Here is an 18,158-nt window from a genome sequence, read left to right as displayed (position 1 = left end):
GGGGGAGCATCGGCATGGAACGCAGACTGGCGCTGGTCACCGGCGCCTCGGCCGGCATCGGCGCCGCCTTCGCCCGGGTGCTGGCCAGCTACGGCTACGACATCGCCCTGACCGGCCGTCGGGCCGATCGCCTCGAAAAGCTGGCCGAGGAGATCCGCCTGCGGGCCGGGGTCGAGACCTTCGTCATCGCCGCCGACCTCGCCGAACCCGAGGGCCCTGGCCGCATCCTCGATCACCTGACCGCCCACGGCCGCGGCGTCGACTTCCTGGTCAACAACGCCGGCTACGGCCTGCCGGGTGTCTATGCCGAAACCCGCTGGACCGATCAGGCGGCCTTCCTGCAGGTCATGCTGCACGCCCCATGCGAGCTCGCCCACCGGGTGCTGCCGGGGATGATCGCCCATCGCTTCGGCCGCATCGTCAACGTCTCGTCCCTCGCCGGCCTGATCCCCGGCGCCGCCGGCCACACCCTCTACGGCGCCACCAAGAGCTTCCTGATCAAGTTCTCCCAGAGCCTGCACCTGGAGACCCGCGACGAGGGCGTTCACGTCAGCGCCCTGTGCCCCGGCTTCACCTATTCGGAATTCCACGACGTCAACGGCACCCGGGCGATGGTCTCGGCGTCTATCCCGGCCTGGGCGTGGCTTGAAGCCGAGGAGGTCGCCGCGGCCGGCTACGAAGCCGTCGAGGCCAACCGCCCGGTCTGCGTCCCCGGCGCGGTCAACAAGGCCGCCGCCGCCTTTGCCCGTCTGATCCCAGACGAATGGGGCCTGGCGCTGATCTCCAGTCAGGGCGGCCGGATTCGCAAGGTCTGAGCCTGGTCCCAGGGCCCTCCCCTTTATGCGGCGGGAAAGGCCGCGAAGCGGTCAGGGCTGGGTCAGCGCGCCGTCAGTTCTCGTATGGCGAGGCCGCCTCCGGCTGGATCAGCCCCAGCGTCGAATCCGCCAGACCGGCGATGATGAACTGCACGGCCAGGGCGCAGAGGATCAGGCCCAGCACCCGCACGACGATGGTCAGGCCGATCCGCCCCAGGATGCGGGTGATCAGCGGCGTCGCCAGGAAGGCGAGCAGGGTCGCAACCGAGGCGCAGAAGATCACCGTCACGCCGATCGCCGCGCCGGTCAGGCCGAACTCGCGCGCCTGGTCGGCGTAGATGACCACCGTCGAGATCGCCCCCGGCCCGATCAGCAGCGGCATGGCGAAGGGTACGATCATCCGCTCGAAGCGCCGCCTGGCGTAGACCCCGGGCCGCTCGTTGGCGCCTTTCTCCGGCCCGGCTTCGGCATAGGCGGCGGTGAAGTCGTCGCGCGCCATCTCCAGCCCGAGCAGCAGCAGGATGATGCCGCCGGCGATGCGGAACGCCGGCTGCGAGATGCCGAAGAAGGCCAGCAGCGACAGACCGGAAAAATAGAAGAAGGTCAGGAAGCCCAGGACGAACAGGCTGATGTAGAGCGCGATCAGCGCCCGGGCGCGGCCCTTCACCCCCGCCGTGGAAGCGGCGAACAGCGGCACGTTGCCCACGGGGTCGAGCAGGGCGAACAGGGCGACGAAGAAGTTGACCGCGAAGTCCCACTGGCTCATGCAGCAGCCTTAGCCCAAATCGCCCAAGCTGTGGACCACCGCCCGGTCCCGCCCGTCCAAGGGAGCTCTCCGCATGCCCGCCGCCGACCCGCGCCTGATCGTCCCCCTCGACCTGCCGACGGTCGCCGAAGCGCGAGACATGGTCGCCCGCCTGGGCGACGCCGTCAGCTTCTACAAGGTCGGGTTGGAGCTGTTCGCCAGCGACGGCATGGCCCTGGCGCGCGAGCTCAAGGGCCAGGGCAAGCAAGTGTTCCTCGACTGGAAGCTGCATGACATCGGCGCGACGGTGCAGCGCTCGGCTGCGGTGCTGGCCGGGGCGGGCTGCGACTTTCTTACCGTCCACGGGGAGCCGCAGGTGATGGCCGCCGCCGTTCGCGGTCGCCAGGGCTCGGACCTCAAGGTTCTGGCCGTCACCGTACTGACCAGCCTTACGGACGCCGACCTCGCCGAGATGGGCTTTTCGGAGACCGCCGCCAGCCTCGTCGAGCGCCGGATCCGCCAGGCTATCGCCGCCGGCTGCGACGGCGTCATCGCCAGCCCCAAGGAGGCCGCCCTCGCCCGGCGCCTCGGCGGCCCCGGCTTCCTGGTCGTGACCCCTGGCGTCCGCCCCGACTGGGCCGACCGAAACGATCAGCAGCGCGTGGCCGCGCCCGCCCAGGCCCTCGCCGACGGCGCCTCCCACATCGTCTGCGGCCGTCCGATCACGGCGGCTGCGGATCCAAGGGCGGCGGCGCTGCGCGTCGCCGCGGAGATGGCGGCCTGACCCTGTTCTCTATCCTCTCCCTCTGTCCGCTGCGGACGGGGGAGGGGGTCCAGATCAGAAATCGACCGCCAGGCCCTTGCGCTCCCAATCGCCGAACCGCGTCGGCTCCAGGCCCTTGGGGCCGCCCAGTTCCGCCTGGCGCTCGGCCTCCGCCGCCGCGGCCTGGCGGCGCGCTTCGGCTTCTTCCAGCGCCCGGCGGGCGGCGGGGGTCAGCTCCTTGTCGGGAGCGGCGTTCGGCGGGTCGGCGTCCATGGCCCCGCGTCCTAGCCCCGGCTCCTCCCGGCGCCAAGCGTTGCCATTTTGAGAGAACCGGGTTTCCTTTCCAGGACAACGTCCGGGGGGACTTCACGATGAACCGACTGGCTCTGGCCTTTTTCACCGCCGCCGCCGTCGCCGCCATGGCCGGCATGCTGTGGGGCGTCGTCATGGGCGCGACCCACGACCACTCGCTGTCGCCGGCCCATGCGCACCTGAACCTGCTCGGCTGGGCGACGCTGGCGCTGATGGGAACCTTCTACGCCCTGACCGGCCGCGCCGGGCGGCTCGGCTGGATCAACTTCGGCCTGTCGACACTCGGCGTCGCGGTGATGATCCCGACCCTGGCCCTGCGGCTCGGCGGTGACGCCGGGGCCGAGCCGGGCGTCATCGCAGGCTCGCTCCTCGCCGTCCTCGGCATGGCGACCTTCCTCGTCGTCGTGCTGTCGTCCTGGCGCCGCGCCACGGCCTGAAAGCGTCGGCGCGCCCTCAGGGCAGGCGGATGACGTAGGCCTTGCGGGTCGTCTCGACGACTTCCCAGACGCCGGTGAACCCCGGCCTGAGGACGAAGCTGTCGCCGGCCCGCACTGTCCGGGCCGGGGCGCCGTCCTCGTGCAGGATCGAGACGCCGGCGAGGATCTGGCAGAACTCCCACTCGTCATAGACCACCCGCCAGGCGCCGGCCGTCGCCTCCCAGACGCCGGAAAAACCCCTGCCGTCTTCGCTCTCGTCGAGGTTCCAGGTGCGGGTCGTGGGCTGGCCGGCGACGATGCGGTCGGCCGGCGGCGCGCCTGTCTCCGGCGTCAGGCCGGTCAGGTCGAAGGCGAGAAAGCGGCTGTCGGACATGGCGGGCATCTAACCCCGCGCTTGCCTTGGCGGGCAAGAGCGGGCAGGCGGCTGCGATGACCGACGCCACCCCCGCCGACGCGTCCCGCGACGCTCCCGGCCTCGCCGCCCGCGCCGCCGCCCTCGACCTGCTCAGCGCCGCCCTGTCGCGCCGCGCCGGCCTCGACGAAGCCCTGGCCCATCCGGCGCTGAAGACGCTCAGCCCGCGCGACCGCGCCTTCGCCCGCGCCCTGACCATGGCGACTCTACGCCACCTCGGACCCATCGACGCCGCCCTGCAGGCCCGTCTCGCCAAGCCGCCGCCGGAGCGGGTGGTCAACATGCTGCGCCTGGGCGCCGCCCAGCTGTTCGTGATGAAGACCCCGCCCCACGCCGCTGTCGGGACCACCGTCGACCTCGCCGCCGCCGACAAGGGAACACGGCCGCTGAAGAACCTCGTCAACGCCGTGTTGCGCGGCCTGACCCGTGAGCCGCCGGACCTTGCCGACCCCGATCTCCTGCCGCCGACCTGGCTCTACGCCCGCTGGCAGGCGGCCTATGGACCGGATGCGGCGCGCGGGATCGCCGCGCAGATCGCCGACGAGCCGCCGACCGACCTTTCGCTGCGCGATCCGACCACGGCCGCCGATCTCGCCCAGGCTCTTTCCGCTGAGCTGCTGCCGGGCGGGACCCTGCGCACGAGCCTGAAGGGCGAAGTGGCGAGTTGGCCGGGCTTCGCCGACGGGACCTGGTGGGTGCAGGACGCCTCGGCCGCGGTTCCGGCCCGGCTGCTTGGCCCGGCGCCCGGCCAGACCGCTCTCGACATGTGCGCGGCGCCGGGCGGCAAGACCCTGCAGCTCGCCGCCCTCGGCGCAGAGGTCACCGCCCTCGACAAGTCGCCCGGGCGCATCAAGCGGGTCGGCGAGAATCTCGCCCGCACGGGTCTCAAGGCCGAGGTCGTCGCCACCGACGCCGCCGCGTGGCCGGACCGCCGCCAGTTCGACGCCGTGCTGCTCGACGCCCCCTGCTCGGCGACCGGCACCTTCCGCCGGCACCCGGACGTCCTGTGGGCCGCCAAGCCGTCGGACATCGCCAGCCTCGCCGCCGTCCAGTCGCGCCTGCTGGATTCGGCCCGTCGTCGCGTGAAGCCGGGCGGCCGCCTCGTCTACTGCGTCTGCTCGCTGGAGCCGGAAGAGGGTCAGGTCCAGGTCGACGCCTTCCTGTCCCGCGCCCCCGAGTTCGCCGTCGAGCCGATTCAGCTTGGCGAGGGCGGGGCGCCGGAGGCCAGCCTGACCGCGCAGGGGGCCTTGCGCATCCTGCCGCACCATCGACCGGGCGGCCTGGACGGCTTCTTCATCGCCCGCCTGCGCCGCGCCGACGGCTAGCCGAAACGCCCGCATCAGCTTAAAGGCCCGCCTATGGCCGTCTCCAAGACCCTCATTGCGCCCTCGATCCTGGCGTCAGACTTCGCGCGCCTCGGTGAAGAGGTCGCCGCCATCGAGGCGGCCGGCGCCGACTGGGTGCACGTCGACGTCATGGACGGTCATTTCGTGCCCAACATCACCATCGGCCCCGATGTCGTGAAGGCCCTGCGCCCGCACGCCAAGATCCCCTTCGACGTCCACCTGATGATCGCCCCGGTCGACGCCTATCTGGAGGCGTTCCGCGCCGCCGGCGCCGACCTGATCAGCGTCCACCCCGAGGCCGGTCCGCACCTCAACCGCACCCTGCGCCGCATCCGCGAGCTGGGGGCGAGGGCCGGCGTGGTGTTCAACCCCTCGACCGATCCGTCGGTGATCGAGTGGATGATGGACGACGTCGATCTCGTCCTGGTGATGAGCGTCAACCCGGGCTTCGGCGGCCAGAGCTTCCTGACCTCGCAGCTCAAGAAGGTCGAGCGGCTGCGCCAGATGATCGACGCCTCCGGCCGCGACATCATCCTCGAGGTCGACGGCGGGGTGACGCCGCAGACCGCCCCGCTGTGCATCGCCGCCGGCGCCACGGCCCTCGTCGCCGGCAGCGCGGTGTTCAAGGGCGGGCCCTCCGCCTACGCCGCCAACATCGCCGCCCTCCGCGGAGGCTAGGGCGCAGCGCATGGCCGGGCCCGTCGCGATCCGCTTGCCCGGCCGCTACGGCGTCCAGGCGCTCGCGGTTGCCGCCCGTCGCCAGCTGGCCGCCGAATGGCGCGGCTCGCCGCCGCACCGCTGGATGCTCGCCCGACCAGCCCCGCAGGGGCTCGCCGGCGCCCCACGCGACCTCAGGCCGGCCGATCCCAAGGCCGGGGCGCGCATCCTGGCCGGCGCCTTTGTCCTCGCCGGCGCGACCCTGACCGTCGGGCCGAAGGGCGATCCCTGGGACCGCCCGAGCCCCGACCGCGCCTTCGCCGTCGCCCTGCACCGCATGGACTGGCTGCGGGACGTGCTCGCCGCCGGTCCCGCCGGCCCGGCCGAGGCCCTGCGGCTGGTGCTGGAGTGGCGTCGCGCCTTCGGCCGCTGGAACGCCTTCTCCTGGAGCCCGGAAGTGCTGGAGCGGCGGGTCTTCAACCTCGCCTGCGCCATCCGCGCCGTCACCGCGCCGGCCTCCGACGCCGAGGCCGCCGACGTGGCGCTCGACCTTGCCCGCCAGGCTCGCTGCCTGCTGCAGGTCGGCGACGGGCCGGCTCGCGCCGCCGAGCGGGCCGCCGCCGCCGCCGTCGCCGGCGCAGCGCTGGGCGGGCCGGCCGGCGACCGACTGCTGGCCGAGGCCCTGGCCCGCCTCGATCAGGCCCTGCCGGCCGCCACGCCCGAGGCCGGCGGCCACGGCAGTCGCAGCCCGCAGGCGGCGCTGGAGCTGCTGTTCGACCTGCTGACCCTCGAAGACGCCCTCAGCCAGCGCGGCCTCGCCCCGTCGCCGGACCTGGCCCGTGCCATCGAGCAGCTGTCCGTCGCCGTGCGGTTCTTCACCCTCGCCGACGGCGCCCTCGCCGCCTTCCAGGGTGGTGAGGCCTGCCCGCCGGCCTACGTCTCGGCGATCCGCCGCCAGGAGGACGCCGCGCCGCCGCCGCCGGCGTCGCTCGGCGGCTACCATCGGCTTGAAGGCCAGTCGCTGCAGGTCATCATCGACGCTGCGCCGCCGGCCCGGGGGGCGTGGAGCGCCACCGCCTGCGCCCAGCCCCTGGCGGTCGAGGTGCTGACCGGCGGTCGCCGGCTGATCGTCGGCGGCGGCTGGTCGCCCCTGGCCCAGGGGCCGCAGGCGATGCGCCTGGTCGACGCCGCGTCCACCGCTTCCCTCGGCGACGCCGCCTGCGGCGAGCCGCTGCGCGGCTTTCCGGCCCGGATTCTGGGCCCGCGGCTTGTGGGCGTCGGCCCGACGGTCGAGGTCCGTCGCGACGAGGCCCTGGGCGCGCTCTGGCTGGAGGCAGCCCATGAGGGCTGGGTCGACCGCTTCGGCCTGCGCCACGAGCGGCGGCTCTATATCGACACCGCCGCCGACGAGCTGCGCGGCGAGGACCGCTTCACGCCGGCCGGCGCGGCCGGCGACGGCCGGCGCTTCGTGCCCTTCATCGTCCGCTTCCACCTGCACCCGCAGGTCGCGGCGATGATCGCGCGCGACCGGAAAAGCGTCCTGCTGCGCGCCGAGGGCCAGGAGCAGGGCTGGTGGCTGCGCAGCGACGCCGGCGAGGCGGCCCTCGAACCCTCGGTCCGCTATCAGGACGGCCAGGCTCGGCGCTCGCAGCAGGTGGTCCTGCGCGGCCAGGCCCGGGTCGAGAAGGGCGCGCGCCTGCGCTGGAAGCTGTCGGCCGCGGAGTCGCGTTGACGGCCCGCGGCCCGCCGCCTAATCCCCCGCCATGCCCGCAGCTCCCGACTATCCCGCCGCCCCCGACCGCGCCGTCATCCGCCGCGCCCTGTTCTCGGTCTCCGATAAGACCGGCCTCGTCGAGGCCGCCCGCACCCTGGTCGAGCTGGGCGTCGAGCTGGTCTCGACCGGCGGCACGCGCAAGGCGATCGCCGACGCCGGCCTGCCGGTCAAGGACGTCGCCGATCTCACCGGTTTCCCGGAGATGATGGACGGGCGGGTGAAGACCCTGCACCCCGTGGTCCACGGCGGCCTGCTCGGCGTCCGCGACGCGCCCGAGCACAAGGCGGCGATGGAGGCCCACGGCATCGGCGGCATCGACCTCGTCTACGTCACCCTCTACCCGTTCGAACAGACGGTGGCGGCCGGCGGCGACTACGCCAATGCGGTCGAGAACATCGACATCGGCGGCCCGGCGATGATCCGCTCGGCGGCCAAGAACCACGGCTACGTCGCCGTCTGCACCGACCCGGCCGACCTCGCCGAGGTGCTGGAGGCGATCAAGGCCGACGGCGCCACCTCGCTCGAGCTGCGCAAGACCCTGGCCGCCCGGGCCTACGCCCGCACCGCCGCCTACGACGCGGCGATCTCGACCTGGTTCGCCGGCCAGCTCGGCGAGACCGCGCCCAAGCGCCGGTCCTTCGCCGGCGAGCTCGTCCAGACCATGCGCTACGGCGAAAACCCGCATCAGAGCGCGGCCTTCTACCGCTTCGGCGCACCGCGCACCGGCGTCGCCACGGCCCGCCAGCTGCAGGGCAAGGAGCTCAGCTACAACAACATCAACGACACCGACGCCGCCTTCGAGCTGATCGCCGAGTTTGATCCGAAAGGCGGCCCGGCCTGCGCAATCATCAAGCACGCCAACCCCTGCGGCGTCGCCACCGGCGCCAGCCTGCGCGAGGCCTATGAGCGGGCCCTCGCCTGCGACCCGACCAGCGCCTTCGGCGGCATCGTCGCCCTCAACAGCCGCCTCGACGCCGCCACCGCCGCCCAGGTCCTGGAGGTCTTTACCGAGGTGGTCATCGCACCGGACGCCGACGAGGACGCGGTCGAGCTGTTCCGCAAGAAGAAGAACGTCCGCCTGCTGGTCACCGGCGGCCTGCCCGACGCGCGCGAGCCTGGCGTAACCTTCAAGTCGGTGGCCGGCGGCTTCCTCGTCCAGTCGCGCGACGACGCCCACCTGACCGCCGCCGACCTGAAGGTGGTGACGAAGCGCGCGCCGACCGAGGCCGAGGTGCGCGACATGTTGTTCGCCTTCACCATCGCCAAGCACGTCAAGTCGAACGCCATCGTCTACGCCAAGGCCGGCCAGACTCTCGGCGTCGGCGCGGGCCAGATGAACCGCAAGGACTCGGCCCGCATCGCCGCCCTGCGCGCCGCCGACTTCGGCCTCGACCTGACCGGCTCGGCCTGCGCGTCGGAGGCCTTCTTCCCGTTCGCCGACGGCCTGATCCAGGCCGCCGACGCCGGCTGCACGGCGGTGATCCAGCCCGGCGGATCGATGCGCGACGAGGAAGTCATCGCCGCCGCCGACGAACGTGGCCTGGCCATGGTCTTCACCGGCGTGCGGGTGTTCCGGCACTAGCGCCGGCGCGCCCTACCGTCGGCGCTTGGCCACGGCCTCCGTCGCCAGCTCCCGCAACGCCGCATTGGCGATGGTCAGCTTGGCGAAGGTCCAGGCCCCGCCGGCCGCCTCGATGTCGCCGATCACCTCGACCGCCGCCGCCACCGGCTCGCGGCGCAGCGCCGCCCAGGCGGCCACCGCGTCGGCCGCGGCCTCCGCACTCACCCCGGCCTGCGGCTTGCCGGCGAACTGCATGATCGCCCGGGTCAGCTGCGCCTGCTCGGCCAGCATGTCCTCGATCAGCCGGCGCAGCGCCGTCCGCTCGAAGGTGTCGCCGACCGCATAGCCCGCCGCCGCCGCCCGCAGCCGGTCGAAGGCGAAGGCCGCGCCGGTCGCCGCATAGAGCCGCGAGACCGCCGCCAGCGGCCAGCTCGAGCCCTCGGCGAGGTCCACCAGGTCCGCCGCCGTGGTCAGCGCCTGCAACGACCCCACCGCCGCCGCCATCTCGGCCGGCGCCCCGGCCGCGGTCAGGGCCTCGGTCCGCTGGCGAATCGACGCCGCCTCGACCTGCGACACGGTCGACGGCGTCAGCGCCTTCAGCGCCTTGAATCCCGCGCCGTAACGATCGATCAGCCCGGCCACGTCCAGCCCCTCGCGACCGGCCCGCCGGGCCAACCAGAAGGTCGCCCCGCGCAGCGCCGCCGACAGCCGCCGGTAGAGCGCCATCTGCCCGGAGGCCGGCGCCCGGCCGTCCAGCGCCGACACCGCCTGCCACAGGGGCTCAATGCCCAGAACCGACTTGGCCGCCTCGTAGCCGGCGACCAGGGCCGCCGCGTCGCATCCCGCCGCCGTCATCAGCCGCGGCGCGAAACTCGGCCCACAGCGGTTGACGATGTCGTTGGCGACGACGGTCGAGATGATCTCCCGCCGCAGCCGGTGGCGCTGCATCGGCTCGGCCCACTTGCGCAGCGGCTTTGGGAAGTACCCCTCCAGCTTGGCCGCGAAGGCCGCATCGTCCGGCGCCCGGCTCTCGATCATCCGCCGCTTCAGTTCCAGCTTGCCGTAGGCCAGCAACACGGCCAGCTCCGGCCGCGTCAGTCCGCGCCCTGTCGCCTGCCGCTCGGCGATGGCGGCGGCGTCGGGCAGGCCCTCGACCGCCCGGTCCAGCCGCCCGGCCTCCTCGAGACTCGCCATGAACCGCCCGTGTGGCTCCAGCTCGCCGACCGCGTCCATCTCCAGCAGCGACAGCGCCAGGGTCTGGTCGTAGTTGTGGGCCAGCACGTGCGCCGCCACGTCGTCGATCATCGAGCGCAGCAGGGTGTCGCGCTTCTTGCGGCTCAGCTCGCCGGTGCGCTCCAGCATGCCGGTGAGGATCTTGATGTTGACCTCGTGGTCGGAGCTGTCGACCCCCGCGGAGTTGTCGATGGCGTCGGTGTTCAGCCGCCCGCCGGCCAGCGCGAACTCGATCCGGCCGGCCTGGGTCATCCCGAGGTTCGCGCCCTCGCCGACCACCTTGACCCTCAGTTCGTCCCCATTGACCCGGATGGCGTCGTTGGCCTTGTCGCCGACATCGGCGTTGGCCTCGTGGCGCGCCTTCACATAGGCCCCGATGCCGCCGAAGTAGAGCAACTCCGCCGGCGCCTTCAGGATCGCGTTGATCAGCTCGACGGGCGTCATCGACGTCGCGGTGACGTCCAGCATCGCCTGCACTTCCGGCGTCAGCGGGATCGCCTTCAGGGTGCGGGCGAATACGCCGCCGCCCTTGGAGATCTTCTTGCGGTCGTAGTCGTCCCAGGACGAGCGCGGCAACTCGAACATCCGCTTGCGCTCGACCCACGAGGTGGCGGGATTGGGATCGGGATCGAGGAAGATGTGCCGGTGGTCGAACGCCGCCAGCAGGCGCGTCTGCTGCGACAGCAGCATGCCGTTGCCGAACACGTCGCCCGACATGTCGCCGCACCCGACGACGGTGAACGGCTCGGACTGGATGTCCTTGCCGAGCTCGCGGAAGTGCCGCTTCACCGCCTCCCAGGCGCCGCGGGCGGTGATGCCCATGACCTTGTGGTCGTAGCCGGCCGATCCGCCGGACGCGAAGGCGTCGCCCAACCAGAAGCCATAGGACTCGGCGATGCCGTTGGCGATGTCGGAGAAGGTCGCCGTGCCCTTGTCGGCGGCCACGACCAGATAGGGGTCCTCGCCGTCGTGGACGACGACGTCGGCCGGATGGATCACCTTGCCGTCCGGCGACAGGTTGTCGGTGATGTCCAGCAGGCCCGACAGGAAGGTCGTATAGGCTCGAACGCCCTCGGCGCGGACGGCGTCTGGCGCGCCGCCCTTCGGCAGCAGCTTGGCATAGAAGCCGCCCTTCGATCCGACCGGCACGATGACGGCGTTCTTGACCTGCTGGGCCTTAACCAGGCCCAGCACTTCGGTGCGGAAATCGTCGCGCCGGTCCGACCACCTCAGGCCGCCGCGCGCCACCGGCCCGAACCGCAGGTGCACGCCCTCGACGTTGACGCCCCAGACGAAGATCTCGCGGTAGGGCTTGGGGGCCGGCAGGTCGGCCAGCTGGCCGCTCGCCACCTTGAACGAGATGTAGGGCTTGGGCGCCCCGTCCCCGCCGACCTGGTAGTAGTTGGTGCGCTGGATGGCTGCGACCAGCAGCGCCAGGCGCCGCAGCACCCGGTCGTCGTCGAGGCTCTCGACCTGCTGCAACGCCTCGGTGATCCGCTCGCGCACCGCCTCCGACCGCGCCTGGCGCTCGCTCAGCGACAGCCCGAGCGCCGGGTCGAACCGCGCGTGGAACAGGTCGAGGATCAGCCGCGTCACCTCCGGGTGCCGCGACAGCGCCTCCTCCTGCGCCCGCTGGATCGGATCGAGACCCGATTGCTGGCGATAGCGGGCCAGGGCCCTCACCAGCGCCGCTTCCCGCCACGGGATCGACAGCTCAAGCACTAGGCGGTTGAAGCCGTCGTTCTCGCTGCGCCCGGTCCATACCGCGGCCACCGCGTCCTCGAACGCTTCCTTGATGTCGCGGAACACCAGACGCTCGCCGTTGGCGTCGTGGATGTCGAAGTCGTGGGTCCAGACCGGGGCCTGGCCCTCGCGGGTGATCGGGAAACCGGCCTCGCCGATCGCCTTCAGGCCCATGTTCTCGAGGATCGGCAGGACGTCGGCCAGCGGGGCCGGCTCGCCCTGGCGATAGAGCTTGAAGCGGAATGACTGCGGCCCGTCGCCGGCGGCGCGATAGGCGCGCACCCGCACCGTCTCGCCGGGGGCGAAGGCCTCGATCTCGGCGAGGTCGGCCAGCGCCTCGGCGGCGTCGAACCGGGCGCGATACCCCGCCGGGAAGGCCTCGCGATAGCGCGCCAGGGTCTCGGCCACCGCCTCGGGGCTGCGGCCGCTGACCCGCACCGCCGCATCGAACCGGTCCTCCCACGTCCGCGCCGCCTGGGCGATGGCGTTTTCGAGAGCCTTCAGGTCCGGCCAGTCGTGCTGTCCGGGGGAGAAGCCGATGATGTAGTGGACCCGCGCCAGCGGCGCGTCGGGGAAGCTGGAATAGAAGGCCGAGAGCCGACCCCCATAGGCCTTCGCCAGCATCTCGCCGGCCCGCTTGCGGATGTCGGAATCGAAGCGGTCCTTGGGGATGAACAGCAGCACCGAGGCGAAGCGGTCCAGCGGGTCGCGCCGCTCGAACAATCGCACCTTCGGCCGGTCGTAGAGGTGCAGCACGCCGAGCGCTTGGCTCAGCAACTCGTCCTCGCTCATCTGGAAGAGCTCGTCGCGAGGGTGGTTCTCGACGATGTTCTTCAGACGCTTCTGGTTGTGGCTGCCTGGGGCCGCTCCGGCACGCTCCAGCACCCGGGCGACCTTCTCGCGGATCAGCGGCACGGCGCTGGCCGGCTGGTCATAGGCCTCGGCGGTGAACAGGCCGACGAAGCGCATCTCGCCCTCGGGCCGGCCGTCGGCTCCGTAGCGTTTGACGCCCACGTAATCCATGTAGCCGCGCCGGTGGACGCGGCTGCGGACGTTCGACTTGGCGACCGTCAGGGCCGGCTCGGCCATCAGCCGGTCCATCGCCTCGCCCATCAGGATCGCCGGCTCGTTGGCTCGCCGCAGCACCGTGCGGTCCGGATCGCGCAGCACGCCGACCCCGCCTTCCGGCTGGTAGACCGGCGCGTCGGCGGCGAAATCGCCGTCGGCCCGGCGCGGATAGGCGTGCGCCCGAGCGCCCAGGAACACGAAATTGGCCTCGTGCAGCCAGCGCAGGAAGGCCAGCTCCTCCGGCGTCGCCCGGCCCGGCTGGGCCTCGACCTCGGCCAGGGTGCGGCCCATCAGCTCCAGCATGGCCGGGAAGTCGTCCACGGCCGCGCGGACGTCGGCCAGGGTCTCCTCGACCCCCTTCAGCAGGGCCGCCTCGCGGTCGGCGCCGATCGGATCGAGGATCACCTGGATCATCGATTCCGGGCGCGCCGTGCCCACGTCGCCGCGCCGGCCGGTGCGGTCGCGCCGGACGCTGACCACCGGGTGGAACATCGCCCGCACCGACAGGCCCTGATCGGCGATCTCGCCCATCACGCTGTCGACCAGGAACGGCGCGTCGTCCTGCACGATCTCCAGCCGGTCGAGCTCGCCCCCGCCGGCCACGGGGACCAGCCGCAGGCTCGGCCCGCGGCCGCGCCGCCGCTCGGCGAAGGCCCAGAAGTCGGCGAGGTTGGCGGCCAGGCTTTCGGTGGTCAGCTCCGGCACCTCGCCGGGGTAGGCGTCGGCGGCGACCTGTTCTGCGAAACTCTTCGGCTCGGCGGCGTCGCCGGGCGCGCCGATGGCGGCCAGCACCGCGCGGATCAGCTTGCGGTCCGAGGTGGTGAGGCGGGCGGGACGGCTCATGCCCGCACCCCCGGCGCGAGGGCGCCGCCGGAGGAGAGTGTCCGGCGGCGCGTGGTCCCGCCGTGGGGGGACGGCGAGACCCCTTGGGCTCGCGGCGTCCGCGGCAGGGGGCGGGCGCCGGCGCCGGGGTGGGGGGAAGCGCCCCGGTTCAGCTTAGATAGGAAGGCGGCGGGCACGTTTTAAGACCTCTCCTGACGTTTCCGTCGGCGGGCGGGGGGTTGGGCGGCGATCGCCTCGTCCAGCGGCTCGGTGGTCGTGGATGGATCGTTGCGCAGGCGAAGAGGGTCGCCGTCCTCGGACAGCAGGATGGCGATCCAGCGCGAGCCCGGGAACTGGGCCAGGATGACCATCGTCATGACCGTCAGCGGCGTCGACAGGAAAGCTCCGGTCAGGCCCCAGATGGCGCTCCAGAAGGCCAGCGACAGCAGCACCATCACCGGATCGAGGTTCAGGCTGCGGCCCTGCATCCGCGGATAGATGACGTTGCCGACCACCAGCGTGACGGTCTGCAGGACGCCGAACAGCACCGCGGCCTGCCACAGGGTGTCGAATTGCACCAGGGCCATGACCGGCGGCGCCGCCACCCCGACCACCCCGCCGATCACCGGGATGTACGAGGCGATGAAGATCAGGAAGGTCCAGAACAGGGCGTTGTCGAGGCCGACCGCGGCCATCGCCGCCCACGACGCCCCGGCGATCATCAGACCGGTCACGGTCTGGACCCACAGGTACTGCTCGACCCCGTCGCGGATGCGCCGGAACGCGGCCATCGCCTCGTGCCGCTCGTCGCGGGATGGGAACAGGTGCACCGCCTTGCGCTCCCACCCCCGTCGCGAGGCGATGATGAAGCCGAGGTAGACCAGGACGAAGGCGGCGGTGGAGGCGAAGTCCTGCAGGCCGCGCGCCACCTGGCCGAGCAGCCGGGTCGGGTCGAGCTGGCGCAGCAGCTGGTTGACCGTCGGCGGCACGTCCATGCCGACCAACCCGGCCATCCGCGCCAGCAGGCCGTCGAGCTTCGGCGCATAGGCGGTGATCTGTCCGGCGAAGGCGTAGGCGTTGTCGGCGACGACATAGGCGGTGCCGCCGAACAGCCCGGCCGAGATCAGCACCGCCAGCGGCAGGGCCGCCCGGCGCGAAACGCTCGGCAGGCGGTGGTGCAGGACGCGGGCGAACCCGTCGATCATCACCGCCAGGAACATGGCCAGGGCCAGCGGCGTCAGGATCGGGGCCAGCCAATAGAGCGCAGCGCCCGCCGCGATCACCGCCAGCACAGCAATACAAGCCCGAACCAGGGGCGATTCGGCGGCTCTGGCGGTCATCCGGCGACTTTCTCCGTCCCATCCATCCGCGTCAATCGGGCGCAGTGCGTCTGGCGCACGCCGACGCGGCCCGCTAGCGTCAACTCAGGCGAAAAGGAGCATGCGATGGCTGATACCGGCATCCTGATCGGCGCGGCGGACGGTGTGGCGCAGATGTTGCGCCTCGACCGGGCCAACCGCCACGGCATCGTCGCCGGCGCGACCGGGACCGGCAAGACGGTCACCCTCCAGATCCTCGCCCAGGGCTTCTCGGACGCCGGCGTCCCGGTCTTCGCCGCCGACGTCAAAGGCGACCTCGCCGGCGTCTCCCAGGCGGGCCAGCCGTCGGAAAAGATGCTGGCCCGCGCCCAGGGCATGAACCTGGCCCTGACCCCCGCCGCCGCCCCGACCGTGCTCTGGGACCTGTTCGGCGAGGCCGGCCACCCGATCCGCGCGACGGTCTCGGAGATGGGCCCGCTGCTGGTCGCCCGGATGCTGGAGCTGAACGACGTCCAGGAAGGCGTGCTGGCGGTGGTGTTCCGCGCCGCCGACGAGCAGGGCCTGCTCCTTCTCGACTTCAAGGACCTCCAGGCCGCCCTGACCTATGCTGCCGAGAACGCCCGCGAGCTCGGCGCCAGATACGGCAATGTCTCGCCGGCCACCGTCGCCACCATCCAGCGCAAGCTGCTGGTCCTCGAGGGCCAGGGCGGCGCCGGCCTGTTCGGCGAGCCGGCCCTGCAGCTCTCCGACCTGATGCGCACCGACGGCGCCGGCCGCGGCTACGTCAACCTGCTGGCCGCCGACCGGCTGATCGCCGCCCCGCGCCTCTACGCCACCTTCCTGCTCTGGCTGATGAGCGAGCTCTTCGAGGAGCTGCCCGAGGTCGGCGACCCGGAAAAGCCGCGGCTGGTGTTCTTCTTCGACGAGGCGCACCTGTTGTTCCGCGACGCCCCCAAGGCGCTGCTGGAAAAGGTCGAACAGGTCGTCCGTCTGATCCGCTCCAAGGGCGTCGGCATCTATTTCGTCACCCAGAACCCGGCGGACATTCCAGACGCTGTTCTGGCTCAGCTCGGCAACCGCATCCAGCACGCCCTGCGCGCCTACACCCCCCTCGAGCAACGGGGCCTCAAGGCGGCGGCCGAGAGCTTCCGTCCCAACCCCGCCTTCGACACCGCCGAGGCGATCCAGGCCCTCGGCGTCGGCGAGGCCCTGGTCTCGGTGCTCGACGAGCGCGGAGCCCCGACGATCGTCGCCCGCACCCTCGTCCGGCCGCCGGCCTCGCGGCTCGGGCCGGCCAGCCCGGCTGAGCGGGCCCAGCTGATGGCGCAAAGCCCGGTGCGCGGCCTCTACGACGAGGCCCGCGACCGTGAGTCCGCCTACGAGATGCTGCAGGCCAAGGCGCGGCAGACGGTTCCCGAGCCGGAACCGGAGCGCGAGCGTGAGCGCGACCGGCCCGCCGTCCGGGAGCGGCCCTCGGAGCTGCAGTCGATGGGCTCGGCCTTCGCCAAGTCGATGCTGCGCACCGTCGGCAGCCAGATCGGCCGCGAGATCATGCGCGGCATGCTCGGCGGCATCCGGCGACGCCGCTGAGCCGCTTCATGCGTTGAGAGCGACATGGCCGCCCGCAAGACCACCTCCGCCGACGCCGCCGACGCTCAAGGGTTCGATCCCCGAACGCCGATCGACCCCAGCCGCGCGCTCGTGCCGTCGGTGATGAAGGTCAACGAGGAGCGCGTCGCCCGCGGCTTTTGGCCAAAGATCCGCCGGGTCGCGGCCCGCGTGCCCTTCGCGTCGGAAGCGCTCAGCGTCTGGTACTGCGCCCGGGACGACGAAACGCCGACCGCCGCCAAGGGGATGATGCTGGCCGCCCTGGCCTATTTCGTCCTGCCGGCCGACGTCATCCCCGACTTCATCGCCGGCCTCGGCTACACCGACGACGCGGCGGTTTTCGGCGCCCTCATGACCCTGGTCGGCCGCAACCTGAAGCCCCGCCACCGCGAGGCCGCCCGCCGCTCCATCGAAAAGATCCGCGCCGAAGACTAGGCCCGGCCGCTGGCCAGTTCCCGCGCGTCCTGGTCGGCGTACTGGCCGCCCTTGCGGAAGCGGTAGAGATAGGTCGGGAGCACCGCCTCCAGCGCGGTCGGCGTCACGCCGAGCTCGGCCAGGCCCGGGCAGGTCCCGCTGCAGACATTGTCCGACTTCAGCAGCTTGGCCTGGTCCGAGGTGATCGGCGGGGCGATCAGGCTCTTCACCAGGTCGAAGGCCGAGCCCAGCGCCGCGCCGACGGCGTGCGGCAGCGGCAGCAGCAGCCGGCGACGGTCGGTCTCGGCCAGGATCAGCCCCATAAGCTCGCGGAAGCTGTGCGTCGCCGGCCCGCCCAGCTCAAAGGTGCGGCCGGCGCACTCCGGCGCGGTGACCGTCGTGGCCAGGGCCTGGGCGACGTCGCCGACGAACACCGGCTGGAAGCGGGTCTCGCCGCCGCCGAACAGCGGCAGCACCGGGCTGATCACCGCCATCGAGGCGAACCGGTTGAAGAAGCCGTCGCCCTGGCCGAACACGATCGACGGGCGGACGACCACCGCCTCCGGATAGACAGCCCGCACCGCCTGCTCGCCCTCGGCCTTGCTGCGGGCGTAGTCCGACGGGGAATTGAGGTCCGCCCCCAGCGCCGAAATCTGGACGAAGCGGGTGACGCCCTCGGCCCGGGCAGCCTCGGCGACGTTGCGAGCGCCGTCGACGTGCACCTGCTGGAAGCTCTGGCGGCCGCGCTCAAAGAGAACGCCCACCAGGTTCACCGCCGCGCTGGCCCCCTCCAGGGCCCGGCGGCAGGAGTCGATGTCGCGGATGTTGGCCTGGACGACGTCGATCTGGCCGACGTCGCCGTGCAGGCGCATGCCGTAGGCCAGGCCGGGGTTGCGCACCGCCACCCGGATCCGCGAGCCGGCCTTGGCCAGCCGTCGCACGACCTGGGCGCCGATGAAGCCCGATCCGCCGAAGACGGTGACAAGGTTCTGCATGGGACGTCTGCTCAGCCTTAGGAAAAACGTCTGGGAGTGCGCCTGCGGATAGACGAAGCGGCGTCGCGCCGCAATGAGCGGCACAGAAGTGCGCCGGGGCCGTTGACCGCGGCGAGTCGGCGCCCTAAGGAACC

Annotated in this window: 15 protein-coding genes; 9 read left to right on the top strand and 6 right to left on the bottom strand. The window is 72.2% G+C overall.

Annotated elements, in window-relative coordinates; all coding sequences use genetic code 11:
• The first annotated feature begins 14 nt into the window (after positions 1-14).
• On the top strand, positions 15-815 hold the full coding sequence (locus tag ACILRF_RS07730) for an SDR family NAD(P)-dependent oxidoreductase (RefSeq protein ID WP_395671708.1): 801 nt from the start codon (positions 15-17) through the stop codon (positions 813-815).
• A gap of 73 nt (positions 816-888) precedes the next feature.
• Here the strand turns inward: ACILRF_RS07730 and ACILRF_RS07725 are convergent, their stop codons facing one another.
• Positions 889-1,581: a MarC family protein gene (locus ACILRF_RS07725; RefSeq protein WP_395671707.1), complete on the bottom strand. Its 693-nt coding sequence runs from the start codon at positions 1,579-1,581 to the stop codon at positions 889-891.
• A gap of 73 nt (positions 1,582-1,654) precedes the next feature.
• On the opposite strand from ACILRF_RS07725, the gene pyrF reads away from it, so the two are divergent.
• Positions 1,655-2,344 (top strand): orotidine-5'-phosphate decarboxylase, encoded by a 690-nt coding sequence (pyrF, locus tag ACILRF_RS07720; RefSeq protein ID WP_395671706.1) that lies wholly within the window; start codon positions 1,655-1,657, stop codon positions 2,342-2,344.
• Between the two features lie 54 nt (positions 2,345-2,398).
• Here the strand turns inward: pyrF and ACILRF_RS07715 are convergent, their stop codons facing one another.
• Positions 2,399-2,596, bottom strand: a complete 198-nt coding sequence (locus ACILRF_RS07715) for a DUF1674 domain-containing protein (protein WP_395671705.1) — start codon at positions 2,594-2,596, stop codon at positions 2,399-2,401.
• 98 nt (positions 2,597-2,694) lie between these two features.
• On the opposite strand from ACILRF_RS07715, the gene ACILRF_RS07710 reads away from it, so the two are divergent.
• Positions 2,695-3,072: a hypothetical protein gene (locus ACILRF_RS07710; protein WP_395671704.1), complete on the top strand. Its 378-nt coding sequence runs from the start codon at positions 2,695-2,697 to the stop codon at positions 3,070-3,072.
• 16 nt (positions 3,073-3,088) lie between these two features.
• Here ACILRF_RS07710 and ACILRF_RS07705 read toward each other — a convergent pair whose 3' ends face one another.
• Positions 3,089-3,445, bottom strand: coding sequence for a cupin domain-containing protein (locus ACILRF_RS07705; protein ID WP_395671703.1), 357 nt, complete (start codon positions 3,443-3,445; stop codon positions 3,089-3,091).
• A 56-nt stretch (positions 3,446-3,501) separates the two neighbouring features.
• Between ACILRF_RS07705 and ACILRF_RS07700 the strand changes: the two genes are divergently transcribed.
• The 4 genes from ACILRF_RS07700 to purH are packed head-to-tail and all read left to right on the top strand — an operon-like array spanning position 3,502 to position 8,843.
• The gene (locus tag ACILRF_RS07700; RefSeq protein WP_395671702.1) at positions 3,502-4,809 is read left to right on the top strand and encodes an RsmB/NOP family class I SAM-dependent RNA methyltransferase; all 1,308 of its coding nucleotides are present in this window, start codon (positions 3,502-3,504) and stop codon (positions 4,807-4,809) included.
• A 33-nt stretch (positions 4,810-4,842) separates the two neighbouring features.
• The gene (gene rpe / locus ACILRF_RS07695; protein ID WP_395671701.1) at positions 4,843-5,508 is read left to right on the top strand and encodes a ribulose-phosphate 3-epimerase; all 666 of its coding nucleotides are present in this window, start codon (positions 4,843-4,845) and stop codon (positions 5,506-5,508) included.
• 10 nt (positions 5,509-5,518) lie between these two features.
• Positions 5,519-7,219, top strand: a complete 1,701-nt coding sequence (locus ACILRF_RS07690) for a heparinase II/III family protein (protein WP_395671700.1) — start codon at positions 5,519-5,521, stop codon at positions 7,217-7,219.
• 31 nt (positions 7,220-7,250) lie between these two features.
• Positions 7,251-8,843: a bifunctional phosphoribosylaminoimidazolecarboxamide formyltransferase/IMP cyclohydrolase gene (purH, locus tag ACILRF_RS07685; RefSeq protein ID WP_395671699.1), complete on the top strand. Its 1,593-nt coding sequence runs from the start codon at positions 7,251-7,253 to the stop codon at positions 8,841-8,843.
• 12 nt (positions 8,844-8,855) lie between these two features.
• On the opposite strand, the gene ACILRF_RS07680 is transcribed toward purH, so the two are convergent.
• Positions 8,856-13,709 carry an NAD-glutamate dehydrogenase gene (locus ACILRF_RS07680; protein WP_395671698.1) on the bottom strand — a complete coding sequence of 1,618 codons (4,854 nt, stop codon included), beginning with the start codon at positions 13,707-13,709 and terminating at the stop codon, positions 8,856-8,858.
• Between the two features lie 179 nt (positions 13,710-13,888).
• On the bottom strand, positions 13,889-15,028 hold the full coding sequence (locus ACILRF_RS07675) for an AI-2E family transporter (RefSeq protein WP_395671697.1): 1,140 nt from the start codon (positions 15,026-15,028) through the stop codon (positions 13,889-13,891).
• A gap of 105 nt (positions 15,029-15,133) precedes the next feature.
• Between ACILRF_RS07675 and ACILRF_RS07670 the strand changes: the two genes are divergently transcribed.
• Positions 15,134-16,597 carry a helicase HerA-like domain-containing protein gene (locus tag ACILRF_RS07670; RefSeq protein WP_395671696.1) on the top strand — a complete coding sequence of 488 codons (1,464 nt, stop codon included), beginning with the start codon at positions 15,134-15,136 and terminating at the stop codon, positions 16,595-16,597.
• A 24-nt stretch (positions 16,598-16,621) separates the two neighbouring features.
• Positions 16,622-17,050 carry a YkvA family protein gene (locus ACILRF_RS07665; protein WP_395671695.1) on the top strand — a complete coding sequence of 143 codons (429 nt, stop codon included), beginning with the start codon at positions 16,622-16,624 and terminating at the stop codon, positions 17,048-17,050.
• On the opposite strand, the gene ACILRF_RS07660 is transcribed toward ACILRF_RS07665, so the two are convergent.
• On the bottom strand, positions 17,047-18,024 hold the full coding sequence (locus ACILRF_RS07660) for a complex I NDUFA9 subunit family protein (RefSeq protein WP_395671694.1): 978 nt from the start codon (positions 18,022-18,024) through the stop codon (positions 17,047-17,049). The genes ACILRF_RS07665 and ACILRF_RS07660 overlap by 4 nt on opposite strands.
• Between the last annotated feature and the right edge of the window lie 134 nt (positions 18,025-18,158).

This window comes from Phenylobacterium sp., from assembly GCF_044236515.1.
Classification (GTDB): Bacteria; Pseudomonadota; Alphaproteobacteria; order Caulobacterales; family Caulobacteraceae; genus Phenylobacterium.
Note: the sequence above shows the minus strand (reverse complement) of the source record. Positions and strands in the feature narration are given on the sequence as shown.